Below are 17,644 nucleotides of genomic sequence, written 5' to 3'. Positions count from 1 at the left end.
TAGGTGTGTCTAAAACGATGAAAAAACAACTGAACTTTCAGGAAAAGCTGCTGAAACTGACAAAGCAGGAGAAAAAGAAAACGCATAAACATGTTCTCATCGCATTGCCTGTTATATTTTGTTTAATGTTTGTCTTTACTTGGTTCGGAAGCGCCAAGACTCCTTCACAAATCACAAAGCAAAAGGATGCCAAACTGACAGCCACCTTTGTCGGCGATATCATGATGGGCAGAAATGTAGAAAAAGTGACGAAACTGCATGGTCCGGAAAGTGTTTTCAAAAATGTGAAGCCATATTTTGATGTGTCAGATTTTATAACAGGGAACTTCGAAAACCCTGCAACAAAAGAAAAAGACTATCAGCCTGCAGAAAAGAATATTCATCTGCAAACCAATCTAGAGTCTGTCGAAACCTTGAAAAATATGAACTTCAGTGTGATGAACTTCGCCAACAACCATGCGATGGACTACGGCCAGGACGGTTTGAATGATACGCTTAACAAGTTTACAGAAGAGAATCTGGACATTGTGGGCGCAGGCAAAAATCTGGATGAAGCCAAGCAGCACGTATCTTATCAAAATGTTAACGGCGTAAAAATCGCCACGCTTGGATTTACAGATACCTACACGAAAAATTTCACAGCCAAAAAGAACAGGGGCGGGGTATTGCCGCTAAGCCCGAAAGTCTTTATTCCGATGATTGCGGAAGCCTCCAAAAAAGCGGATCTTGTCGTCGTACACGTTCACTGGGGACAGGAGTATGACAATGAACCGAACGACAGACAAAGAGATTTGGCAAAAGCGATCGCCGATGCGGGTGCAGACGTTATCCTCGGCGCACATCCCCATGTTCTTGAACCGATTGAAGTATATAATGGCACAGCGATTTTCTACAGCCTTGGAAACTTCGTATTTGACCAAGGATGGTCAAGAACCCGCGACAGCGCGCTTGTTCAGTATCATTTAATGAACGATGGTAAAGGCCGCTTTGAGGTGACGCCTCTTAATATTCGCGAAGCCACGCCATCGCCTTTGGGCAAGAGCGATTTCATTAAGCGGGAAGCGATTTTCCGCCAATTAACCAAAGGAACAGGCCTTGACTGGAAAGAGGAAAACGGAAAGCTAACATTTGAAGTTGATCATACGGACAAACTGAAAAATAATGAAAACGGAGTGACAAACAAATGAAAATTGTGAAAGCGATATGGCCGTTTGTTGGATTGATTCTGATCATGTCATTCATGTCCGCTTTTAAATACTCTGATGAACTGTCAAGCGATGAAAAAGCAAAAATTTCAGCAGAAATCGAAAAAGTGCATCAGCAAGATAATGCGACAGGCGGAAAGTAATAAAATAGAATCTGTAGAATCATGATTAGACTGCCCGGGACCTATCCCGGCAGTCTTTATTTTTTTGAGCAAGAAACGACTAATTCCTTAGCTAATCAGGGAAAAAAGTTTTATAAAAATTCAGGAGGATTTTGCTGTTGGTCAAAGAGGATGTTTATTGTATTCTTTTAAAGGGGTAAAAAACAAACATATATACATCCAAATCAAAGAAGAAAATGCGGCAGCAGCTTCATATCCAAATCCGGCTTTTTTGCGAGCACTCATGTTGTACAAATCGGGATGGAAACGAACACCTCATGTATATCACCTTCTGCAGCGAATGTCCCTCTGAATATGATTTTTCCTGAATGTTAATAAAAGCTGATGATTCGAGTGTCTGCATTTCTTCTCACTGCTTCGCATTGCATGCCGAAAAAGTCAGAACTTAAATATCCCAGTAAAACGCCGATGATAGAGAAAAAGAGGAGGAACAGGTCATTTGAAGAAAAAAACAGCACACAAACAGTTGCTCATGTTTATTGGAATGGCGGTGTTTTTGATGTTTTCATTTTTGCCTGGCGAAAAGGCCGCTAAGCCACAGACGAAAGGCGAATCAATTGCCGAAACGGCCAAGAAGCTGGAAGGCAAAAAATACACGTATGGCGGAGCCTCGCCAAAAGAGGGGTTTGATCCGTCAGGCTTTGTTCAGTACGTTTTTCAGGAGGCGCTTGACATCCCGCTTCCCAGAACGGTAAAGGAGCAGGCAAAGATCGGAACAAAGGTGAACCGCCAGGACCTTGAACAGGGCGATATTGTCTTTTTTAAAAACGGAGCGCTTGAATCAGACGGCCCGACACATGTTGCCATTTATTTAGGAGAGGATCAAATCATCCACAGCACGAAATCGAACGGGGTCGCCATTACAAAGCTTGAAGGCAGCGCTTATTGGAGTTCGTCCTATGATCAGGCGAGACGAATAACAGAAGAACCGGAAATTTCAAAAGATCCTGTTGTTCAAAAAGCGCTGAATTATGTTGGGGTTCCTTATGTGTTTGGAAGTGCTTCACCTGATGTCGGCTTTGATTGCTCAGGTCTGACCCAATATGTCTTTAGAGAGGCGCTCGGTGTATATTTGCCGAGGTCGGCGGAACAGCAATGGGCAGTCGGCAAAAAAGTTAAGTTGGAGGATATCCAGCCCGGAGATGTCATCTTCTTCAGCAACACCTATAAGCCGGGCATCTCGCATAACGGCATTTACGCCGGCGGAGGCAGGTTCATTCATGCGAGCCGCTCAGATAAAGTGACGATTTCCTACTTGTCGGCATCATACTGGCAAAAGAAATTCACGGGTATCCGCCGCTTTGACAATCTCTCGCTGCCGGACAATCCGATTGTTTCCGAAGCCATTCAATATATTGGCGAAGTCGGCTACAAAAAGGGCGGCACAACCCCTCAGGAAGGCTTTGACACATCAGGCTTTATCCAGTATGTGTACAAAACGGCGGCCGGCATCGAGCTGCCGCGCTACGCCGATAAGCAGTACAAAGCAGGCACAAAGATCACGAAGCAGGAGCTTGAACCGGGAGATCTCGTTTTCTTCCAAGGAACGACCGTCCTCCATCCCGCCATTTATATCGGCAACGGCCAGGTCGTTCTCGTCACCCTTTCCTCTGGTGTGACGACCGCCGACATGGAGACAAGCGCGTATTGGAAAGATAAATATGTCGGAAGCGTCAGAATTCAATAGCTTAAAAAAGGAAACCGCCCTGAGGTGATCAGGCGGTTTCTTTTTTATTGATACTCGTTTTCAAGCAGCTTGTTGATAAAATAAGCCACACCATTTTCATCATTGCTTTTCGTGATAAACGTGCTCATATGTTTTAGCTCATCGATCGCATTTCCCATCGCGATTCGATGGTCCGCTTCTTCAAACATTGATAAATCGTTCGGACTGTCGCCGATTGCGTAGATATCCTTTTTCTCAATTCCGTAATGTCTCGCAAATTCTCTCAAGGCCCTGCCTTTACCTGAGTCGGCAGGCAGAATTTCAATAATGTGCTTTCCGGACGAAGTGAGTCCGAGTTTTGTATATGCCGACAGATCGGTTTTTGCTTTTTTCAGCTTCTCCATATCAAATGAAAAGCAAAGCAGCTTATAAATATTTTCGTTTCCGTTAAACACTTCGCGAATATCGGGAACAGGCTTAATGCCGAATTGTTTAAACTGTGTCAGCGCCCCCTGCCAAAGCGTCTCCCTGTCTTCGTCCGGATTGGCGCTCGTGACGATATCAAGCTCGGCCTGGAGTTTTTGTTTTCCGTCATATGGCGATAAAAGGGCATCATCCGTATATACTTCAAAGTAAATATCATGCTCTGTCAAATATTGAGCTGCTTTTTGCCCGGCTTCCCGATCCATCAAGGTTCTGCTCAGCAGTTTATAGTTGAAATCGTGAACCGTTCCCCCGTTTGCGGCGATAATCGGAATGTCTAAATCATTGAGAAGCGCTTTTACGTCAAAGGTTGCCCTTCCCGTGCAAATCGCCACGATGCAGTCCGAGACAAGCGCCTTTTTGATGGCGGCCCGATTTTCTGCAGAAATTTTGCTTTCGGTATTTAAAAGGGTTCCATCCAAATCGATTGCAATTAATCTCATTATGTAAATATGACCTCCTATTAGAGCGGTTTTAAGTGTTCAGAGGCAAAAAACAGCTTTCCCAGAGTATTCCCTAAATGATATAAAACTGTTATGTAAAAGGCTAAACCTAAATTTAAATTTTTTCAATAGTAAATCGTGTTTAAATTAAACAGAAAAAAGGATGATCTAAGATCATCCTTATTCATATTACATGCCCAATTGCTGCTTTAATATTTGCTTTGTTTCAGCGAGATTTTCTTCATCAAGCTTGAAATAGTAGACATTGCTGGGCTGGTAATCGGTCCCTTTCAGCTGAAGGGTGTCGACCGAAGTGATTGAAGAAACGAATGGAAGCAGTCCGATCGCTTCGTTTAATGACAGATTCATCGAAACATTTTTTCCGAGGGTGTCAAGAATATCGTCATACGCCGGTATGGAGGTAACCGATTTGGATTTGTCGATGACCGCTTTCAGCACTTCCATCTGCCGCTGTCCGCGCATTAAGTCGGTATCGGCTTTTCTCGTCCTGACGTAAGCCAGTGCTTCTTCACCGTTCAGCGTCTGAGAACCGGTCTTTAGATTCACTTTTCCTTTTGTATCTTTTGTGATTTGCTTGACGACATAATCGTTCTTAATGGTAACCGGAACGCCGCCGAGTTCGTCGACGATTTCTCTGAAAGCCGTAAAGTTGGCATCAATTACATAATCGACCGGTATATCAAGCAGATTTTCGACGGCTTCAACGCTTAGATCCCGGCCGCCAAGGGAATGGGCATGGGTGATTTTATCAAATCCCCGCCCTGGGATGTTGACATAAGAATCCCGGGGAATGCTCAGAAGCTTTACGGATTTGTCCTTCCTGTTGAATGTGGCAAGGACCATTGCGTCGCTTCGTTCCTTGTTCATATCCTGTCCCGGACGTGCGTCAATCCCCATCATCAGGATCGAAAAGTTATCCTTGCTCGGATTGAATTCTTGAATCCGCTTGACGGACTGGCTTCCCCTTGCAAGGCTGATTTGCGCCTCTTTTGATGCGCTGGCGACTTTAAAGTAGGCATAGCCGCCTGCGGCCGCTGTAGCCGTTATAAGCAAAACAATCAAGAATAATGAGTATTTTACCCATTTTCTCAGCTTTCGTTTTTTCGTTCGTTGCGATCGTGACATCGTGTAAGCTCCTCTTCTATTTATTGAAACATATCATTTCTGTTGAATAAGTGCAAATTTATATAGATTTCAAGATTTTGAATTTACAAAACAGACAGCATTCAGCTATGTGGGGAGATGTAGGCTGGACTGCTATTTATTTTTCGCCACCTATAATAGGACGATAAAAACAAAAAAATGTTTCATTTATTCGGATTCCTTTTAATGGGAGTAACTTTGATGTTTGAAGAATGAGAGATGAGGTAAAAGATTCATAACAGATAACCGCATCCCTGTTTAATAGAGGAGGACGTATTAATGCAGAAAAAAAGATCGAATCTCTGGCTTTATTTTTTTGGAGCCTTAGGGGGGATGCTCTATGGTTATGACACCGGCGTCATCTCCGGAGCGATCCTGTTTATGAAAGAAGAGCTCGGTTTGAATGCTTTTACAGAAGGGCTTGTTGTCAGTGCGATTTTAATCGGGGCGATCTTCGGGTCCGGCTTTTCAGGAAAGCTGACAGACCGGTTCGGCAGGAGGAAGACGATCATGTCGGCGGCCGTGCTGTATTGCATCGGCGGACTTGGTACGGCGATGGCGCCGACTGCGGAATATATGGTGGCCTTTAGAATCGTGCTCGGTCTTGCGGTGGGCTGTTCAACAACGATCGTTCCCCTTTATCTCTCAGAGCTTGCGCCGAAGGAGTCGCGGGGCGCCCTTTCCTCATTAAATCAGCTGATGATTACGATCGGGATTCTTGTTTCTTATCTGATCAATTACGCTTTTAGCGATGCTGGTGCATGGCGCTGGATGCTCGGCTTGGCGATTGTGCCGTCAACCGCTCTTCTGATCGGTATCTTTTTTATGCCTGAGAGCCCGCGCTGGCTGTTGGCGAATGGAAGAGATGGAAAAGCGAGAGCGGTTTTGGCCAAGATGAGAGGCCGAAACAGAGTCGATCAGGAAGTACATGAGATCAAAGAAACGGAAAAGCGGGATAATGGAGGTTTGAAAGAGCTTTTTGAACCGTGGGTGCGCCCGGCATTGATTGCCGGACTTGGTCTAGCCTTTCTCCAGCAATTTATCGGAACAAATACCATCATTTATTATGCGCCGAAAACGTTTACGAATGTGGGATTTGAAAATTCAGCCGCCATCTTGGGCACAGTCGGCATCGGAACGGTAAACGTGCTCATGACGCTGGTGGCCATCCGGATGATCGACAGGCTCGGCCGAAAGCCGCTTCTGCTGTTCGGAAATGCGGGGATGGTCATCAGCCTGATCGTGCTTGCCCTGACCAATCTCTTTTTTGGCAATACCGCTGGTGCAGCATGGACGACGGTTATTTGCTTAGGCGTGTTTATCGTCGTATTTGCGGTCAGCTGGGGCCCGATCGTCTGGGTGATGCTTCCTGAGCTGTTTCCGCTTCACATCAGGGGGATTGGGACAGGAGTATCGACATTAATGCTTCACGCCGGAAATCTTATCGTGACAATCACCTTTCCCGCTTTGCTTGAGGCGATGGGAATCAGTTATTTGTTCCTTTGCTATGCGGGCATCGGGATCGCTGCATTCCTGTTTGTCTTTTTCAAAGTAAAGGAAACCAAGGGAAAGAGCCTTGAAGAAATTGAACACGAGTTAAAGAATGGCGGCGAACGGAAAGCCGGCGGCCGGGCGGCTGACCAGTAGAAAAAAACAGAGGATGGGTGTCAGCTTATCCTCTGTTTTGCCGGACAAATTTCTCCTTTATAATCGTTCATCTTTATGCTCTTTAGCGGCATCTTCATCACCTGCCTGGTCATGGCGGGGCAAATGGCCTGATTTAATCCCGCGGAAAATCAGAAAGAAAACAATGAAAACAAAAAGCCCTCCGACCAGTATTTGCAGCAGCATTACAACACCCCCCAGCAGGAACATCCGTTTATTTTATGTATGAACGAATCCTTTCGATGATTCAGCTTTTTTGAAGGAGGGGCCGATAAGCAAACGTTTGTTTAAAATCTGAATAAGATCACCGGTTTATCCAACACTAAAATGACATGAAAATAATGGGAGTGTGGACAAGTGAAAGCAGTAACGTTTCAAGGGCCTCAGCATATTGAGGTCAATCAAGTGGAGGACGCCAAGATCGAGAAAAAGGACGATATTGTCGTCAGGATCACCTCAACGGCGATTTGCGGCTCTGATCTTCATCTTTATCAAGGGAACTTCCCCCTTCCAAAAGGGTTTCAGCTTGGCCATGAGCCGATGGGAATCGTAGAAGAAACCGGTCCTGACGTGACAAAGGTGAAAAAAGGCGACAGGGTCGTCATCCCCTTCACTGTCGCCTGCGGACATTGCTACTATTGCGAAAACAAGCTGGAGAGCCAATGCGACAATTCGAATCCGCATTATGATTCAGGCGGATATTTCGGCTACTCGGAGAAGTTCGGCAACCATCCCGGCGGACAAGCTGAATATTTGAAAGTGCCGTTTGGCAACTTTACGCCGTTTGTCATTCCGGAATCATGCGAGCTTGAAGACGAATCTCTCTTATTTTTATCAGATGTGTTGCCCACCGCTTATTGGAGCGTGCTTCATGCGGGCGTCAAAAAGGGGGATACCGTGATCGTGCTCGGCTGCGGACCGGTCGGATTAATGGCGCAGAAATTCGCCTGGATGGAGGGGGCGAAACGGGTCATCGCTGTTGACTATTTGGACTATCGTTTAAAACAAGCGAAAGCACTGAACAAAGTGGAGGTGTTTGATTTTACGGAATATCCCGACATGGGAGAGCACTTAAAGGAAATAACGAAAGGCGGCGCAGATGTCGTCATCGACTGTGTCGGAATGGATGGGAAGAAATCGCCGCTTGAGTTTCTTGAGCAAAAATTAAAGCTTCAGGGCGGGACGCTCGGTCCGATTCAGATTTCAACGAAGGCGGTCAGAAAATGCGGTACTGTCCAAATCACCGGAGTCTATGGAAGCAATTATAATATGTTTCCGCTCGGAGCTTTTTTTGCCCGGAATGTGACGCTGAAAATGGGGCAGGCGCCCGTCATCCATTTGATGCCGGAGATTTTTCGGAAAATCGAACGGGGAGCGTTTGACCCGAAAGAAATCATTACGCACCGGCTTCCGCTTGAAGAAGCCGGCCGCGCCTATCAATTGTTCAACGATCATGAGGATGGTTGCATCAAGGTGATCTTAAAACCATCGTTTTGATCTGACGTGCCTGAAGGCTGCCAAAGTTCCGGCAGCCTTCATATATTCTCTTTATCTCGCGAGCCATCCGCCGTCGACAGCCAAAACATGTCCGTTCACATAATCTGAAGCAGGAGATGAAAGGAATACCGCCGCGCCGGCGATGTCGGCGGGCTCTCCCCAGCGCTCCGCCGGAATCCGTTTTAAAATCTCGGTATTCCGGTTCTTGTCCTCGCGGATTTGTTTTGTGTTGTTTGTCGTAATGTATCCCGGTGCGATGGCATTCACCTGGACATTGTATGCGGCCCATTCGTTGGCAAATGACTTGGTCAATCCGGCCACGGCATGCTTGCTCGCCGTATAAGCTGGAACGAGGATTCCGCCCTGAAACGACAGAAGGGAAGCGATATTGATAATTTTCCCATGCCTTCTCTCAATCATGTGTCTGCCGACCGCCTGTGTCAGGATGAAGAGGCTGTTCAAATTGACATTCATGACGGTCTCCCAGTTTTCGCGGGAAAACTCGGCCGCTTTTTCTCTGCGGATCGTACCGGCGTTGTTTACCAAAATATCGATTTGATGACGGTCAAGCACTTCTTTTGTGAAAGCCTCGACTTCATCGGGATTTCCCATGTCGAGTTGATAGGAAGTGAACGTTTTGCCTGTTCCTTCAATCAGCCGTTTTGTTTCATCAAGCCCGCTCGTGTGGGCGGTGCCGACAATATCGGCGCCCGCTTTTGCGAGGGCTTCGGCGATACCTTGGCCGATCCCTGTGCCGGGGCCTGTAACAAGAGCGGTTTTTCCTTCAAGAGAAAAATATGATTCCAGATATCCCATTTGATTCACGTCCTTACCGTATGACATTCATCGGGACGGCATCCATGTCTTTGAATGTATAATTTTCGCCGGCCATCGCCCATATAAAACAGTAATTGGATGTCCCGGAACCTGAATGAATCGACCAGGCAGGCGAAATCACAGCCTGTTCATTCCCGACAACGAGATGGCGCGTTTCAGTCGGTTCACCCATGAAATGGAACACTTTCTCTTCCTCGTGAAGGTCAAGATAGAGATAGACCTCCATCCGGCGGTCATGCACATGGGCCGGCATTGTATTCCACGTGTTGTTGGACTCAAGGAAAGTAATTCCCATCATGAGCTGGCAGCTTTTAATGCCGTCTTCATGGATCACTTTATAAAGGTTGCGGACATTAGAAGACGCTTCATCCCCCAAGTGGTCGTATGGAAGCTCGGAAAGCGCGGCTTTTTGCACAGGATAATGTTTATGGGCTGTCGCGGAAATAAAATAAAACTTGGCAGCGCCTTCATTCAAGCTTGAAAAATAAACGTCTTTGCTCCCCAGACCGATATACAGAAAATCCTTATGCCCTAAAACGTGCTCTTCACCGTCAACCTTTACGGTTCCCGCCTGTCCGACATTCACGATCCCGACCTCGCGCCGTTCAAGGAAATAATCGGTTTTTAAAAAGTCGCCCGCATCAAGCTTAATCGGCTCTTTCACCGGCACGGCTCCGCCGATTACCACCCTGTCCTCATGTGAATAAAACATGTTCAGCTGATTTTCAACAAACAATGAGTCTATTAAAAAATGTTCGCGAAGCTCTGCGGTCGTGAATCGTTTCGCTTGTTCAGGATGAACGGAATAGCGATTTTCCATACTTTCTCCTCCTTGGATTGGACGTTTTCGCTTTGACTTGAATGAAGCATGAAAATGCAAAGTTTTTGGTAACGGTTTCAAACATGAATTGTAAAGCAGATAATGGAAATCGTCAACAGCCTTTTCGATTTTTTCTGAAGATTGTCAATGTAAATCTTCAAATTTAAAAAAACCATTCCAAACTTTTGCGGATGTGGTATGCTGAATGTATAAAGTTTTTGAGATCGGTTTCAAATTTAAGGCGTATAGGAGTACTTGAATGAAGGATAAAAAAGTAACCATCAACGAAGTAGCAGCACATGCGGGCGTATCAAAATCAACGGTTTCCCGGTATATCAACGGGAAAATCGATGCCATATCGCCCAAAAAAGTCAAAAGCATCAAAAAAGCGATCGAGGCGCTAAATTATCGGCCCAGCCAGATGGCGCAGGGACTGAAAGTGAAAAAGAGCAAACTCATCGGTTTTTTAGTAGCCGATATTACAAACCCGTTTTCTGTAGCAACCTTGAGGGGAGTCGAAGAGGTTTGTGATCAGTACGGGTACAGCATCATGGTCTGCAACACGGATAACAGCCCTGAGAAGGAAAGGGAAATGCTGCACAAGCTGAACGCCCATTACATTGAGGGGCTGATTATCAATACAACCGGACAAAACAACGATGTGCTGATGGATCTGATCAGCCAGGACGTCTCCATTGTGCTCGTCGACCGGAAAGTGCCCGGATTGAAGCTTGATGCGGTCACGACAAATAACCGCGAAGTCACAAGCCAAATCGTCCATTACATGTATGACAAAGGCTACCGCCATGTCGGTCTGTTCACAGAGCCGATGGCTGGGATCAGCCCGAGGGAAGAAAGGGCTTCGGCTTACACCGAAATCGCTCTTGAACGCAATGCGGGCCGCATTCCCCAGATATATGAAGTCGATGTGAAAGATAAAGCGGCTCTCATGCAGGCTGTCAAAAGCTTTTTGGCATCCGGTGATGATCAAGGCAAAAAAGCCATACTTGGGAACAACGGGCTCCTGATGCTGAAAATCATCAGCTGCCTTTATGAGATGGGCGCAGCGATTCCGGAGGATGTCGGAATTGCGGGATTTGACGACACCGAATGGTATAAATTAATCGGTCCGGGGATTACAACCATTGCCCAGCCGTCGCACGAAATGGGCAGAGTTGCAATGGAAAGGATTATCAAACGCCTTGAAGGAGATGACAGCGCTCCGCAAACTATCCAGCTTGAGGCGGAATTGATCCTTAGGTCTTCACTATAGCTGAATCTCATCATCAAAAAGAGCACTCATGCCGCCCGTAATCTGGGGGAGAGTGTTTTTCTGGCAATATTTTTGAAACCGGTACCATTTTTCGAAGGAGGAGTGGAAGAATGACACTCGACATCATCACGTTCGGTGAATCCATGACGATGTTCTATGCAAACGAAGCGGGGGAGCTTCATGAAGCTTCTTCGTTTTCCAAGGCGCTTGCCGGAGCCGAGACAAATGTCGCCGTCGGGCTGGCCCGTTTAGGTTTTCGGGTGGGCTGGATGAGCAAGGTCGGCGATGATTCGCTCGGAACCTTTATCTTAAATGAACTGAAAAAAGAACGGGTGGATATTTCTGAAGTCAAACGCACGGCAGGAAGACAAACGGGAATATTGCTCAAATCAAAGGTGGAAAGCGGAGATCCTGATGTAACATATTATCGAAAAGGATCCGCCGCCAGCACAATGGGCGTACACGACTACCCGGGGGATTATTTCAAGCAGGCGAAGCATATGCACATGACAGGCATACCGCCCGCATTATCAAAAAACATGAAAGAATTTGTGCATCATGCCGTCGACCACATGAAAAAACAGGGGAAAACCATTTCGTTTGATCCGAATCTACGTTTCCAGCTTTGGCCTGACGAGCAGACAATGATACACACGATCAACGAGATCGCAGCCCGGGCTGATTGGTTTCTTCCGGGAATCAACGAGGGGAAGCTCTTGACCGGCCTGGACGCACCTGAAGACATTGCGGAATTTTATTTAAACAGGGGAGTCGGGCTAATCGTCGTCAAACTGGGAAAAGAAGGAGCCTACTTCCGGACGGCGGAAAAAACCGGCTATATACCGGGATATGCGGTTGATAGAGTGGTCGACACCGTTGGAGCGGGTGATGGCTTTGCTGTCGGCATCATCAGCGGGCTTTTGGACCGGCTGCCGCTGGAGGAAGCGGTGCAGAGAGCGAATGCCATCGGAGCACTGGCGGTCATGGCTCCGGGGGATATGGACGGCCTTCCGTCAAGAGAAAAATTAACAGAGTTTTTAAGAGTGATGGAAAATCAAAAAATAGGAGGTTCACTATGATGGAAATGTCCATGATCGAAAAAACACAGGAACAGCTTGCAAACGCCGGCCTGATCGCAGTCGTCCGCGCCAAAGGCATGGAGGCGGCGGATGATGCCATTCATCGTCTCATCGATAAAGGAATCACCGCGATTGAAATCACTTACACCACTCCTGGAGCGTCTGAGTTGATTGCAAAATTCGCGAAGATGGACGGTCTTCTTGTCGGCGCGGGTACGGTCACCGAGGGTCTGCAGGCGCGGGAAGCCGCCGATGCGGGGGCGAAATTTATCGTCAGCCCCGGGTTTTCAGGGGAGCTGGCTGATGAAGCCGCATCATTGGATGCATTTTTTATTCCGGGTGTCATAACGCCGAGCGAAATTATGGAAGCGGTGTCAAAGGGGTTTCGCATTCTTAAATTATTTCCAGGCGGAACATCAGGCATTTCCTATATGAAAAATTTGGCGGGTCCATTCCCGGACATCCGCTTTATTCCGACCGGGGGAATTCATCCCGGCGATGTGGAAAAATGGCTTGACGCCGGAGCGCTGGCCGTAGGAGTGGGAAGCCAGCTTGATAAAGTGTCGGCAGAAGACCTTCAGCGGATTTTCCAAAGACGGATATAAACAAAAATAAAGCATGCCGCAGCATCGTCACGATTTTAGGCTTTTCAGATCAATAGCTTTGTTTTGTCATTAACTGAGATGGGAGAAAAAATGATGAAAATTAAAGCAACGATTGAACGTGTGCCTGGGGGCATGATGATTATTCCGCTGTTTTTGGGAGCGGCGCTGAATACGTTTGCTCCCGGAACGGCCGACTTTTTTGGTGGATTTACAGGAGCCTTGATTACAGGAACGCTGCCGATTTTAGGGGTATTTATCTTTTGTGTTGGGGCCACCATCGATTTTCGCTCTTCAGGCTATATCGCCAGAAAAGGCTTGACACTGCTGATTGGAAAAGTAGGCTTTGCTGCTTTATTGGGCTTGATCGCTTCACAGTTTATTCCTGACGAAGGAATTCAATCGGGATTTTTTGCGGGCTTGTCCGTTCTTGCCATTGTAGCGGTCTTGAATGAAACGAACGGCGGACTCTATTTGGCATTGATGAACCATATGGGACGGAAGGAAGACGCAGGGGCTTTCGCTTTTATCAGTACGGAGTCCGGGCCGTTTATGACTATGGTGACGTTTGGTGTGACAGGATTGGCGGCATTTCCGTGGGAGACGCTCGCTGCAACCGTCATTCCGTTTTTGCTCGGCTGCATACTCGGAAATCTTGACCATGAACTGCGTGACTTATTCAGTAAAGTCGTCCCGGCGATCATTCCGTTTTTCGCATTTTCATTAGGGAATACGCTCGATTTTAGAATGCTCGTCAAATCCGGCCTTTTAGGGATTTTTGTCGGTGTGTCGGTCGTCATTCTGTCGGGAGCCTCTTTATACTTGCTCGATCGTCTGATTGCGAGGGGGGACGGTGTGGCCGGAGTGGCGGCATCATCTACGGCCGGCGCGGCGGTAGCCGTTCCATATGCACTGGCGGATGCAAACCCGGTGTTTGCCCCGGTGGCTGAGTCGGCTACGGCCATCATCGCAACTAGCGTCATCGTCACCTCGCTTCTGACGCCGCTTGCAACCATTTGGATAGAAAAACGGGTCAAACATAGGAAACCTCCAAAACAGATCACCATAGACTATAAATAAATGAAGGCTATAGGCGCCGCGGAATATTCCATTCTGCGGCGCTTTTTATGATGCCTTTTCCGAGAAAGTCACGAAATTGCTAAAATTATAGAATAAAAACTGTGCTAATATCAATATGTAGTGTTTTTTAAAAAATGAAAACACAATATATGCCATTGATAGGAGAGTTAAGGATGAAACCTGGCGTTAAAGAGCAGGGATTACTGCAATTAACAGAGACATTTCACGACATTGTAGGATATGGAAACCACGATATAATGCAGGAAAACGCAAATGTAGACGGACGTTCGCCGATGGGGCAAATGAGCCGGTTTGCATCTGAGAGCGCGAGACATTATGCGCTTCATTATTTAATGTCGCCGGAAATTAAAAAAGCGGTCGATGACAATTTTCTATACCCGCACGATCTGGATTTTATGGCCAGCGGTACAACAACCTGCTGTCAGATTCCTTTGGGGCAGCTGCTGCAGGATGGATTTCACACAGGACACGGGTCCCTCAGAGAACCGAAAGACATCATGAGCGCGCTGTCTTTAGCGTCGATTATTTTCCAGTCCAATCAAAACATGCAGCACGGGGGCCAGTCATTTCCGATGTTTGACTACGACCTTGCCCCTTACGTCCGCAAAACATTTGAAAAACACGTGAAGAGGATCAAAGAATATCCGACAACATTAACTGAAGAAGAAATAGCTGAAAAAGCTTGGCAAGAGACCGACAATACCACTTATCAAGCCTGTGAAGCATTCATACATAATGCCAACAGCATGCATTCCAGAGGAGGCGGACAAGTTCCCTTCGTCTCCATTAATTACGGAACTGACACATCAAGGGAAGGCCGGATGCTGATCAAAAACATTCTCAAGGCGACAAAAGCCGGTTTAGGCAAGGGAGAAACACCCATCTTTCCGATTCAAATTTTTAAGATGAAAGAAGGGGTCAATGTCCACAAGACGGATCAAAACTACGACTTATATCAGCTGGCATTAGAAACAAGCGCCGAAAGGCTGTTTCCCAACTTTAGCTTTATCGATTCACCCGTGAACAAGCCATTTTATGATGGAACGCCTGAAAGCGAAATTGCCTATATGGGATGCAGAACCCGCGTGATGTCCAACATAAATGGGAAAGAAAACAGCATCGGCAGGGGAAATTTATCTTTTACCTCAATCAACATTGTGAAAATCGCCCTGCTGAGCGAAAACACTGAACAGTTTTTCACATCGTTAAGCCATTATATTGATTTAACCATTCAGCAGCTGTTGGAAAGGTACGCTTTTCAATGCAAAAAAAGAGCGAAAGACTTTAAATTTTTATATTCCCAAGGAATCTGGCACGGAAGCGAGCAATTGGGTCCTGATGACACGCTTGAAGACGTGCTCAAGCACGGCACCTTGAGCATCGGCTTTATCGGATTGGCTGAAGCCTTGACCGCTTTGACGGGAAAACATCACGGAGAAAGCGATGAGGCCTTTGAATTGGGTAAACGAATCGTCCAATTTATGCGGGACAAGGCAGATGAAGCTACGGAAAAACACAAGCTCAATTTTTCATTGATCGCCACCCCTGCCGAAGGGTTGTCAGGAAAGTTCGTCAAAAAAGACAGAATCCAATTCGGCGCTATCAAAAATGTCACGGATCGGATTTATTATACGAACTCGTTTCATATTCCCGTCCATTATAAGCTGACGGCGATAGAAAAGATCAGAAAAGAAGCGCCCTTCCACATGATGTGCAACGGCGGACACATCAGCTATATCGAGCTTGACGGGGATCCGAAGAAAAACATACAAGCGATGGATACAATCGTTAATGCCATGCGCAGGGAAGGCATGGGCTACGCCTCTATCAATCATCCGGTCGATCATTGCAAAGCGTGCGGATTCACCGGCATTATTGATAACGAATGCCCGCAATGCAAAAACAGCGATGAAGCTTTAATTGAACGAATCAGACGGATTACCGGATATTTGGTCGGTGACATGTCGAAATGGAATTCCGCTAAAAGACAAGAAGAAAAGGACAGAGTGAAGCACCAATGAAAGTGATGAATATAATCCATGACAGCATAGTAGACGGAGAAGGTTTGAGAACCGTTGTTTTTTTGGCGGGCTGCCCGCATATGTGCGAAGGCTGCCACAACAAACAGAGCTGGAACATCAATAACGGCTTTGACATGAGCATTGATGAAGTCTATGAGGAAATCATGAAGAATCCCCTGACAAATGTAACCTATTCCGGAGGAGAGCCGCTCCTGCATACCGGTGAACTGATTGAACTCTCCAAGAGGATTAAGCAGGATTCTGAAAAGGATATATGGCTGTACAGCGGATATACGTATGAACAGATTTTAAACAATGACAAACACAGCGCCCTGCTGGAATATTGCGATGTATTGGTGGACGGTCCGTTTGAACTCAATAAAAGGGATCTGACATTGCTCTACAGGGGAAGCTCAAATCAAAGAATCATCAAACTGACATGAAGAAGAAGCCCGCGGGCTTCTTCTTGTTTTTGGTAAACACATAGGGCGCCCGGGATTGACTTCCTGCCATATAGCGTCATAATAAATATGAAAAGGTATAGAAGTAAAATGAAAAAGAAAGCGTTTTATTTCTGTGTTTTGCCTGGTTGTATAAGAGACGACAAAGGGAGGAGATGGCTGCATGACGCAATCACCGATATTTCTACAGCCTCAATTCAAAGAAAGAATATGGGGAGGGACCGCTTTAAGAGATCGATTCGGCTATGATATCCCCTCTGACCTGACAGGTGAGTGCTGGGCCATATCCGCCCACCCGAACGGACCGAATGTAGTGGCCGGAGGGCCTTATCGAGGAAAAACGCTTGCCCAGCTTTGGGACGAGCATCGCGAACTGTTCGGCGGGACGGAAGGGGACCGTTTTCCGCTGCTGACGAAAATTCTTGATGCCAACAAAGATTTATCTGTCCAGGTTCATCCGGACGACTATTATGCCGGTGAACATGAAAACGGTGAACTTGGCAAGACGGAATGCTGGTATATCATCGATTGCAAAGAGGATGCCGAAATTGTATACGGACACATGGCAAGGACGCGGACGGAGCTTGTCACGATGATCAACAGCGGGGATTGGGAAAACCTGTTGAGGCGGATCAAGATCAAACCGGGCGACTTTTATTATGTGCCAAGCGGTACAATCCACGCTCTTTGCGAAGGCACACTTGTGCTTGAAACCCAACAAAGCTCTGATACGACATACCGTGTATATGACTATGACCGGACAGATCAAAATGGCGAAAAGCGCGAGCTTCATCTCGAACAGGCCATCCATGTCACCACCGTCCCGCATGTTGACGGATATACTGATGAATCAACGGAAACGAATAAAGGGATCACGATTAAAACATTTGTGGAAGCAGAGTATTTTTCAGTATACAAGTGGGATGTCGACGGCCGCGCCGAAATGACCCAGGACCAGCCTTTCCTGCTCTGCAGCGTCATTAAAGGTGAAGCGGAACTGATGCAGGGAGGCGATGTATACCATATCCAAACAGGGACGAATTTGATCCTGCCGGCGGAAACCGGCGATTTTACCATTGACGGGACATGCGAGCTGATCGTTTCACATATATAAAAAAAGCCTGACGACCTAAAAAGGGGCCGTT

The 17,644-nt window shown here is 46.7% G+C and carries 17 protein-coding genes; 12 read left to right on the top strand and 5 right to left on the bottom strand.

Annotated features, from left to right (window positions below):
* Positions 1-17 precede the first annotated feature (17 nt).
* From R5H20_RS20835 to R5H20_RS20825, 3 genes are all read left to right on the top strand, one after another.
* Complete coding sequence (locus tag R5H20_RS20835) at positions 18-1,187, top strand: CapA family protein (protein ID WP_006639316.1); 1,170 nt, start codon at positions 18-20, stop codon at positions 1,185-1,187.
* Positions 1,184-1,348, top strand: coding sequence for a hypothetical protein (locus tag R5H20_RS20830; RefSeq protein ID WP_006639315.1), 165 nt, complete (start codon positions 1,184-1,186; stop codon positions 1,346-1,348). Before R5H20_RS20835 ends, R5H20_RS20830 begins: the two co-directional genes overlap by 4 nt.
* Positions 1,349-1,826: 478 nt before the next feature.
* Complete coding sequence (locus R5H20_RS20825) at positions 1,827-3,074, top strand: C40 family peptidase (protein WP_006639314.1); 1,248 nt, start codon at positions 1,827-1,829, stop codon at positions 3,072-3,074.
* A 44-nt stretch (positions 3,075-3,118) separates the two neighbouring features.
* Here R5H20_RS20825 and R5H20_RS20820 read toward each other — a convergent pair whose 3' ends face one another.
* Positions 3,119-3,979 carry a Cof-type HAD-IIB family hydrolase gene (locus tag R5H20_RS20820; protein WP_006639313.1) on the bottom strand — a complete coding sequence of 287 codons (861 nt, stop codon included), beginning with the start codon at positions 3,977-3,979 and terminating at the stop codon, positions 3,119-3,121.
* A gap of 189 nt (positions 3,980-4,168) precedes the next feature.
* Complete coding sequence (locus R5H20_RS20815) at positions 4,169-5,125, bottom strand: LCP family protein (RefSeq protein ID WP_006639312.1); 957 nt, start codon at positions 5,123-5,125, stop codon at positions 4,169-4,171.
* Between the two features lie 297 nt (positions 5,126-5,422).
* Between R5H20_RS20815 and R5H20_RS20810 the strand changes: the two genes are divergently transcribed.
* Positions 5,423-6,790, top strand: a complete 1,368-nt coding sequence (locus R5H20_RS20810; RefSeq protein WP_006639311.1) for a sugar porter family MFS transporter — start codon at positions 5,423-5,425, stop codon at positions 6,788-6,790.
* Between the two features lie 57 nt (positions 6,791-6,847).
* Here the strand turns inward: R5H20_RS20810 and R5H20_RS20805 are convergent, their stop codons facing one another.
* Positions 6,848-6,994 (bottom strand): hypothetical protein, encoded by a 147-nt coding sequence (locus R5H20_RS20805; RefSeq protein ID WP_155910198.1) that lies wholly within the window; start codon positions 6,992-6,994, stop codon positions 6,848-6,850.
* A gap of 171 nt (positions 6,995-7,165) precedes the next feature.
* On the opposite strand from R5H20_RS20805, the gene R5H20_RS20800 reads away from it, so the two are divergent.
* Positions 7,166-8,305: a zinc-dependent alcohol dehydrogenase gene (locus R5H20_RS20800; RefSeq protein WP_006639310.1), complete on the top strand. Its 1,140-nt coding sequence runs from the start codon at positions 7,166-7,168 to the stop codon at positions 8,303-8,305.
* 51 nt (positions 8,306-8,356) lie between these two features.
* On the opposite strand, the gene kduD is transcribed toward R5H20_RS20800, so the two are convergent.
* Together kduD and kduI are read right to left on the bottom strand one after the other, a co-directional pair.
* Positions 8,357-9,121, bottom strand: a complete 765-nt coding sequence (gene kduD / locus R5H20_RS20795) for a 2-dehydro-3-deoxy-D-gluconate 5-dehydrogenase KduD (RefSeq protein WP_006639309.1) — start codon at positions 9,119-9,121, stop codon at positions 8,357-8,359.
* 13 nt (positions 9,122-9,134) lie between these two features.
* Positions 9,135-9,962, bottom strand: a complete 828-nt coding sequence (gene kduI / locus R5H20_RS20790) for a 5-dehydro-4-deoxy-D-glucuronate isomerase (protein ID WP_006639308.1) — start codon at positions 9,960-9,962, stop codon at positions 9,135-9,137.
* 259 nt (positions 9,963-10,221) lie between these two features.
* On the opposite strand from kduI, the gene R5H20_RS20785 reads away from it, so the two are divergent.
* The 7 genes from R5H20_RS20785 (at position 10,222) to manA (ending at position 17,613) form a co-directional block, all read left to right on the top strand.
* Positions 10,222-11,235, top strand: coding sequence for a LacI family DNA-binding transcriptional regulator (locus tag R5H20_RS20785; protein WP_006639307.1), 1,014 nt, complete (start codon positions 10,222-10,224; stop codon positions 11,233-11,235).
* A gap of 110 nt (positions 11,236-11,345) precedes the next feature.
* A complete protein-coding gene (locus R5H20_RS20780) occupies positions 11,346-12,314 on the top strand; it encodes a sugar kinase (protein WP_006639306.1) in 969 nt (322 codons plus the stop codon).
* Positions 12,314-12,919 carry a bifunctional 4-hydroxy-2-oxoglutarate aldolase/2-dehydro-3-deoxy-phosphogluconate aldolase gene (locus R5H20_RS20775; RefSeq protein WP_006639305.1) on the top strand — a complete coding sequence of 202 codons (606 nt, stop codon included), beginning with the start codon at positions 12,314-12,316 and terminating at the stop codon, positions 12,917-12,919. Before R5H20_RS20780 ends, R5H20_RS20775 begins: the two co-directional genes overlap by 1 nt.
* Positions 12,920-13,012: 93 nt before the next feature.
* The gene (gene kdgT, locus R5H20_RS20770; RefSeq protein WP_006639304.1) at positions 13,013-13,996 is read left to right on the top strand and encodes a 2-keto-3-deoxygluconate transporter; all 984 of its coding nucleotides are present in this window, start codon (positions 13,013-13,015) and stop codon (positions 13,994-13,996) included.
* 173 nt (positions 13,997-14,169) lie between these two features.
* Entirely contained in the window at positions 14,170-16,038 is a 1,869-nt protein-coding gene (locus R5H20_RS20765; protein WP_006639303.1) for an anaerobic ribonucleoside triphosphate reductase, read from the top strand.
* Positions 16,035-16,481, top strand: a complete 447-nt coding sequence (nrdG, locus tag R5H20_RS20760) for an anaerobic ribonucleoside-triphosphate reductase activating protein (protein ID WP_006639302.1) — start codon at positions 16,035-16,037, stop codon at positions 16,479-16,481. The genes R5H20_RS20765 and nrdG overlap by 4 nt, the downstream gene beginning before the upstream one ends.
* A 181-nt stretch (positions 16,482-16,662) precedes the next feature.
* Positions 16,663-17,613: a mannose-6-phosphate isomerase, class I gene (gene manA / locus R5H20_RS20755; protein WP_006639301.1), complete on the top strand. Its 951-nt coding sequence runs from the start codon at positions 16,663-16,665 to the stop codon at positions 17,611-17,613.
* Positions 17,614-17,644 lie beyond the last annotated feature (31 nt).

The organism is Bacillus sp. KICET-3, from assembly GCF_033261025.1.
Lineage (GTDB): Bacteria > Bacillota > Bacilli > Bacillales > Bacillaceae > Bacillus > Bacillus sonorensis.
The sequence above is the reverse complement of the archived record's forward strand: the minus strand, read 5'-3'. Positions and strand labels throughout refer to the sequence as shown.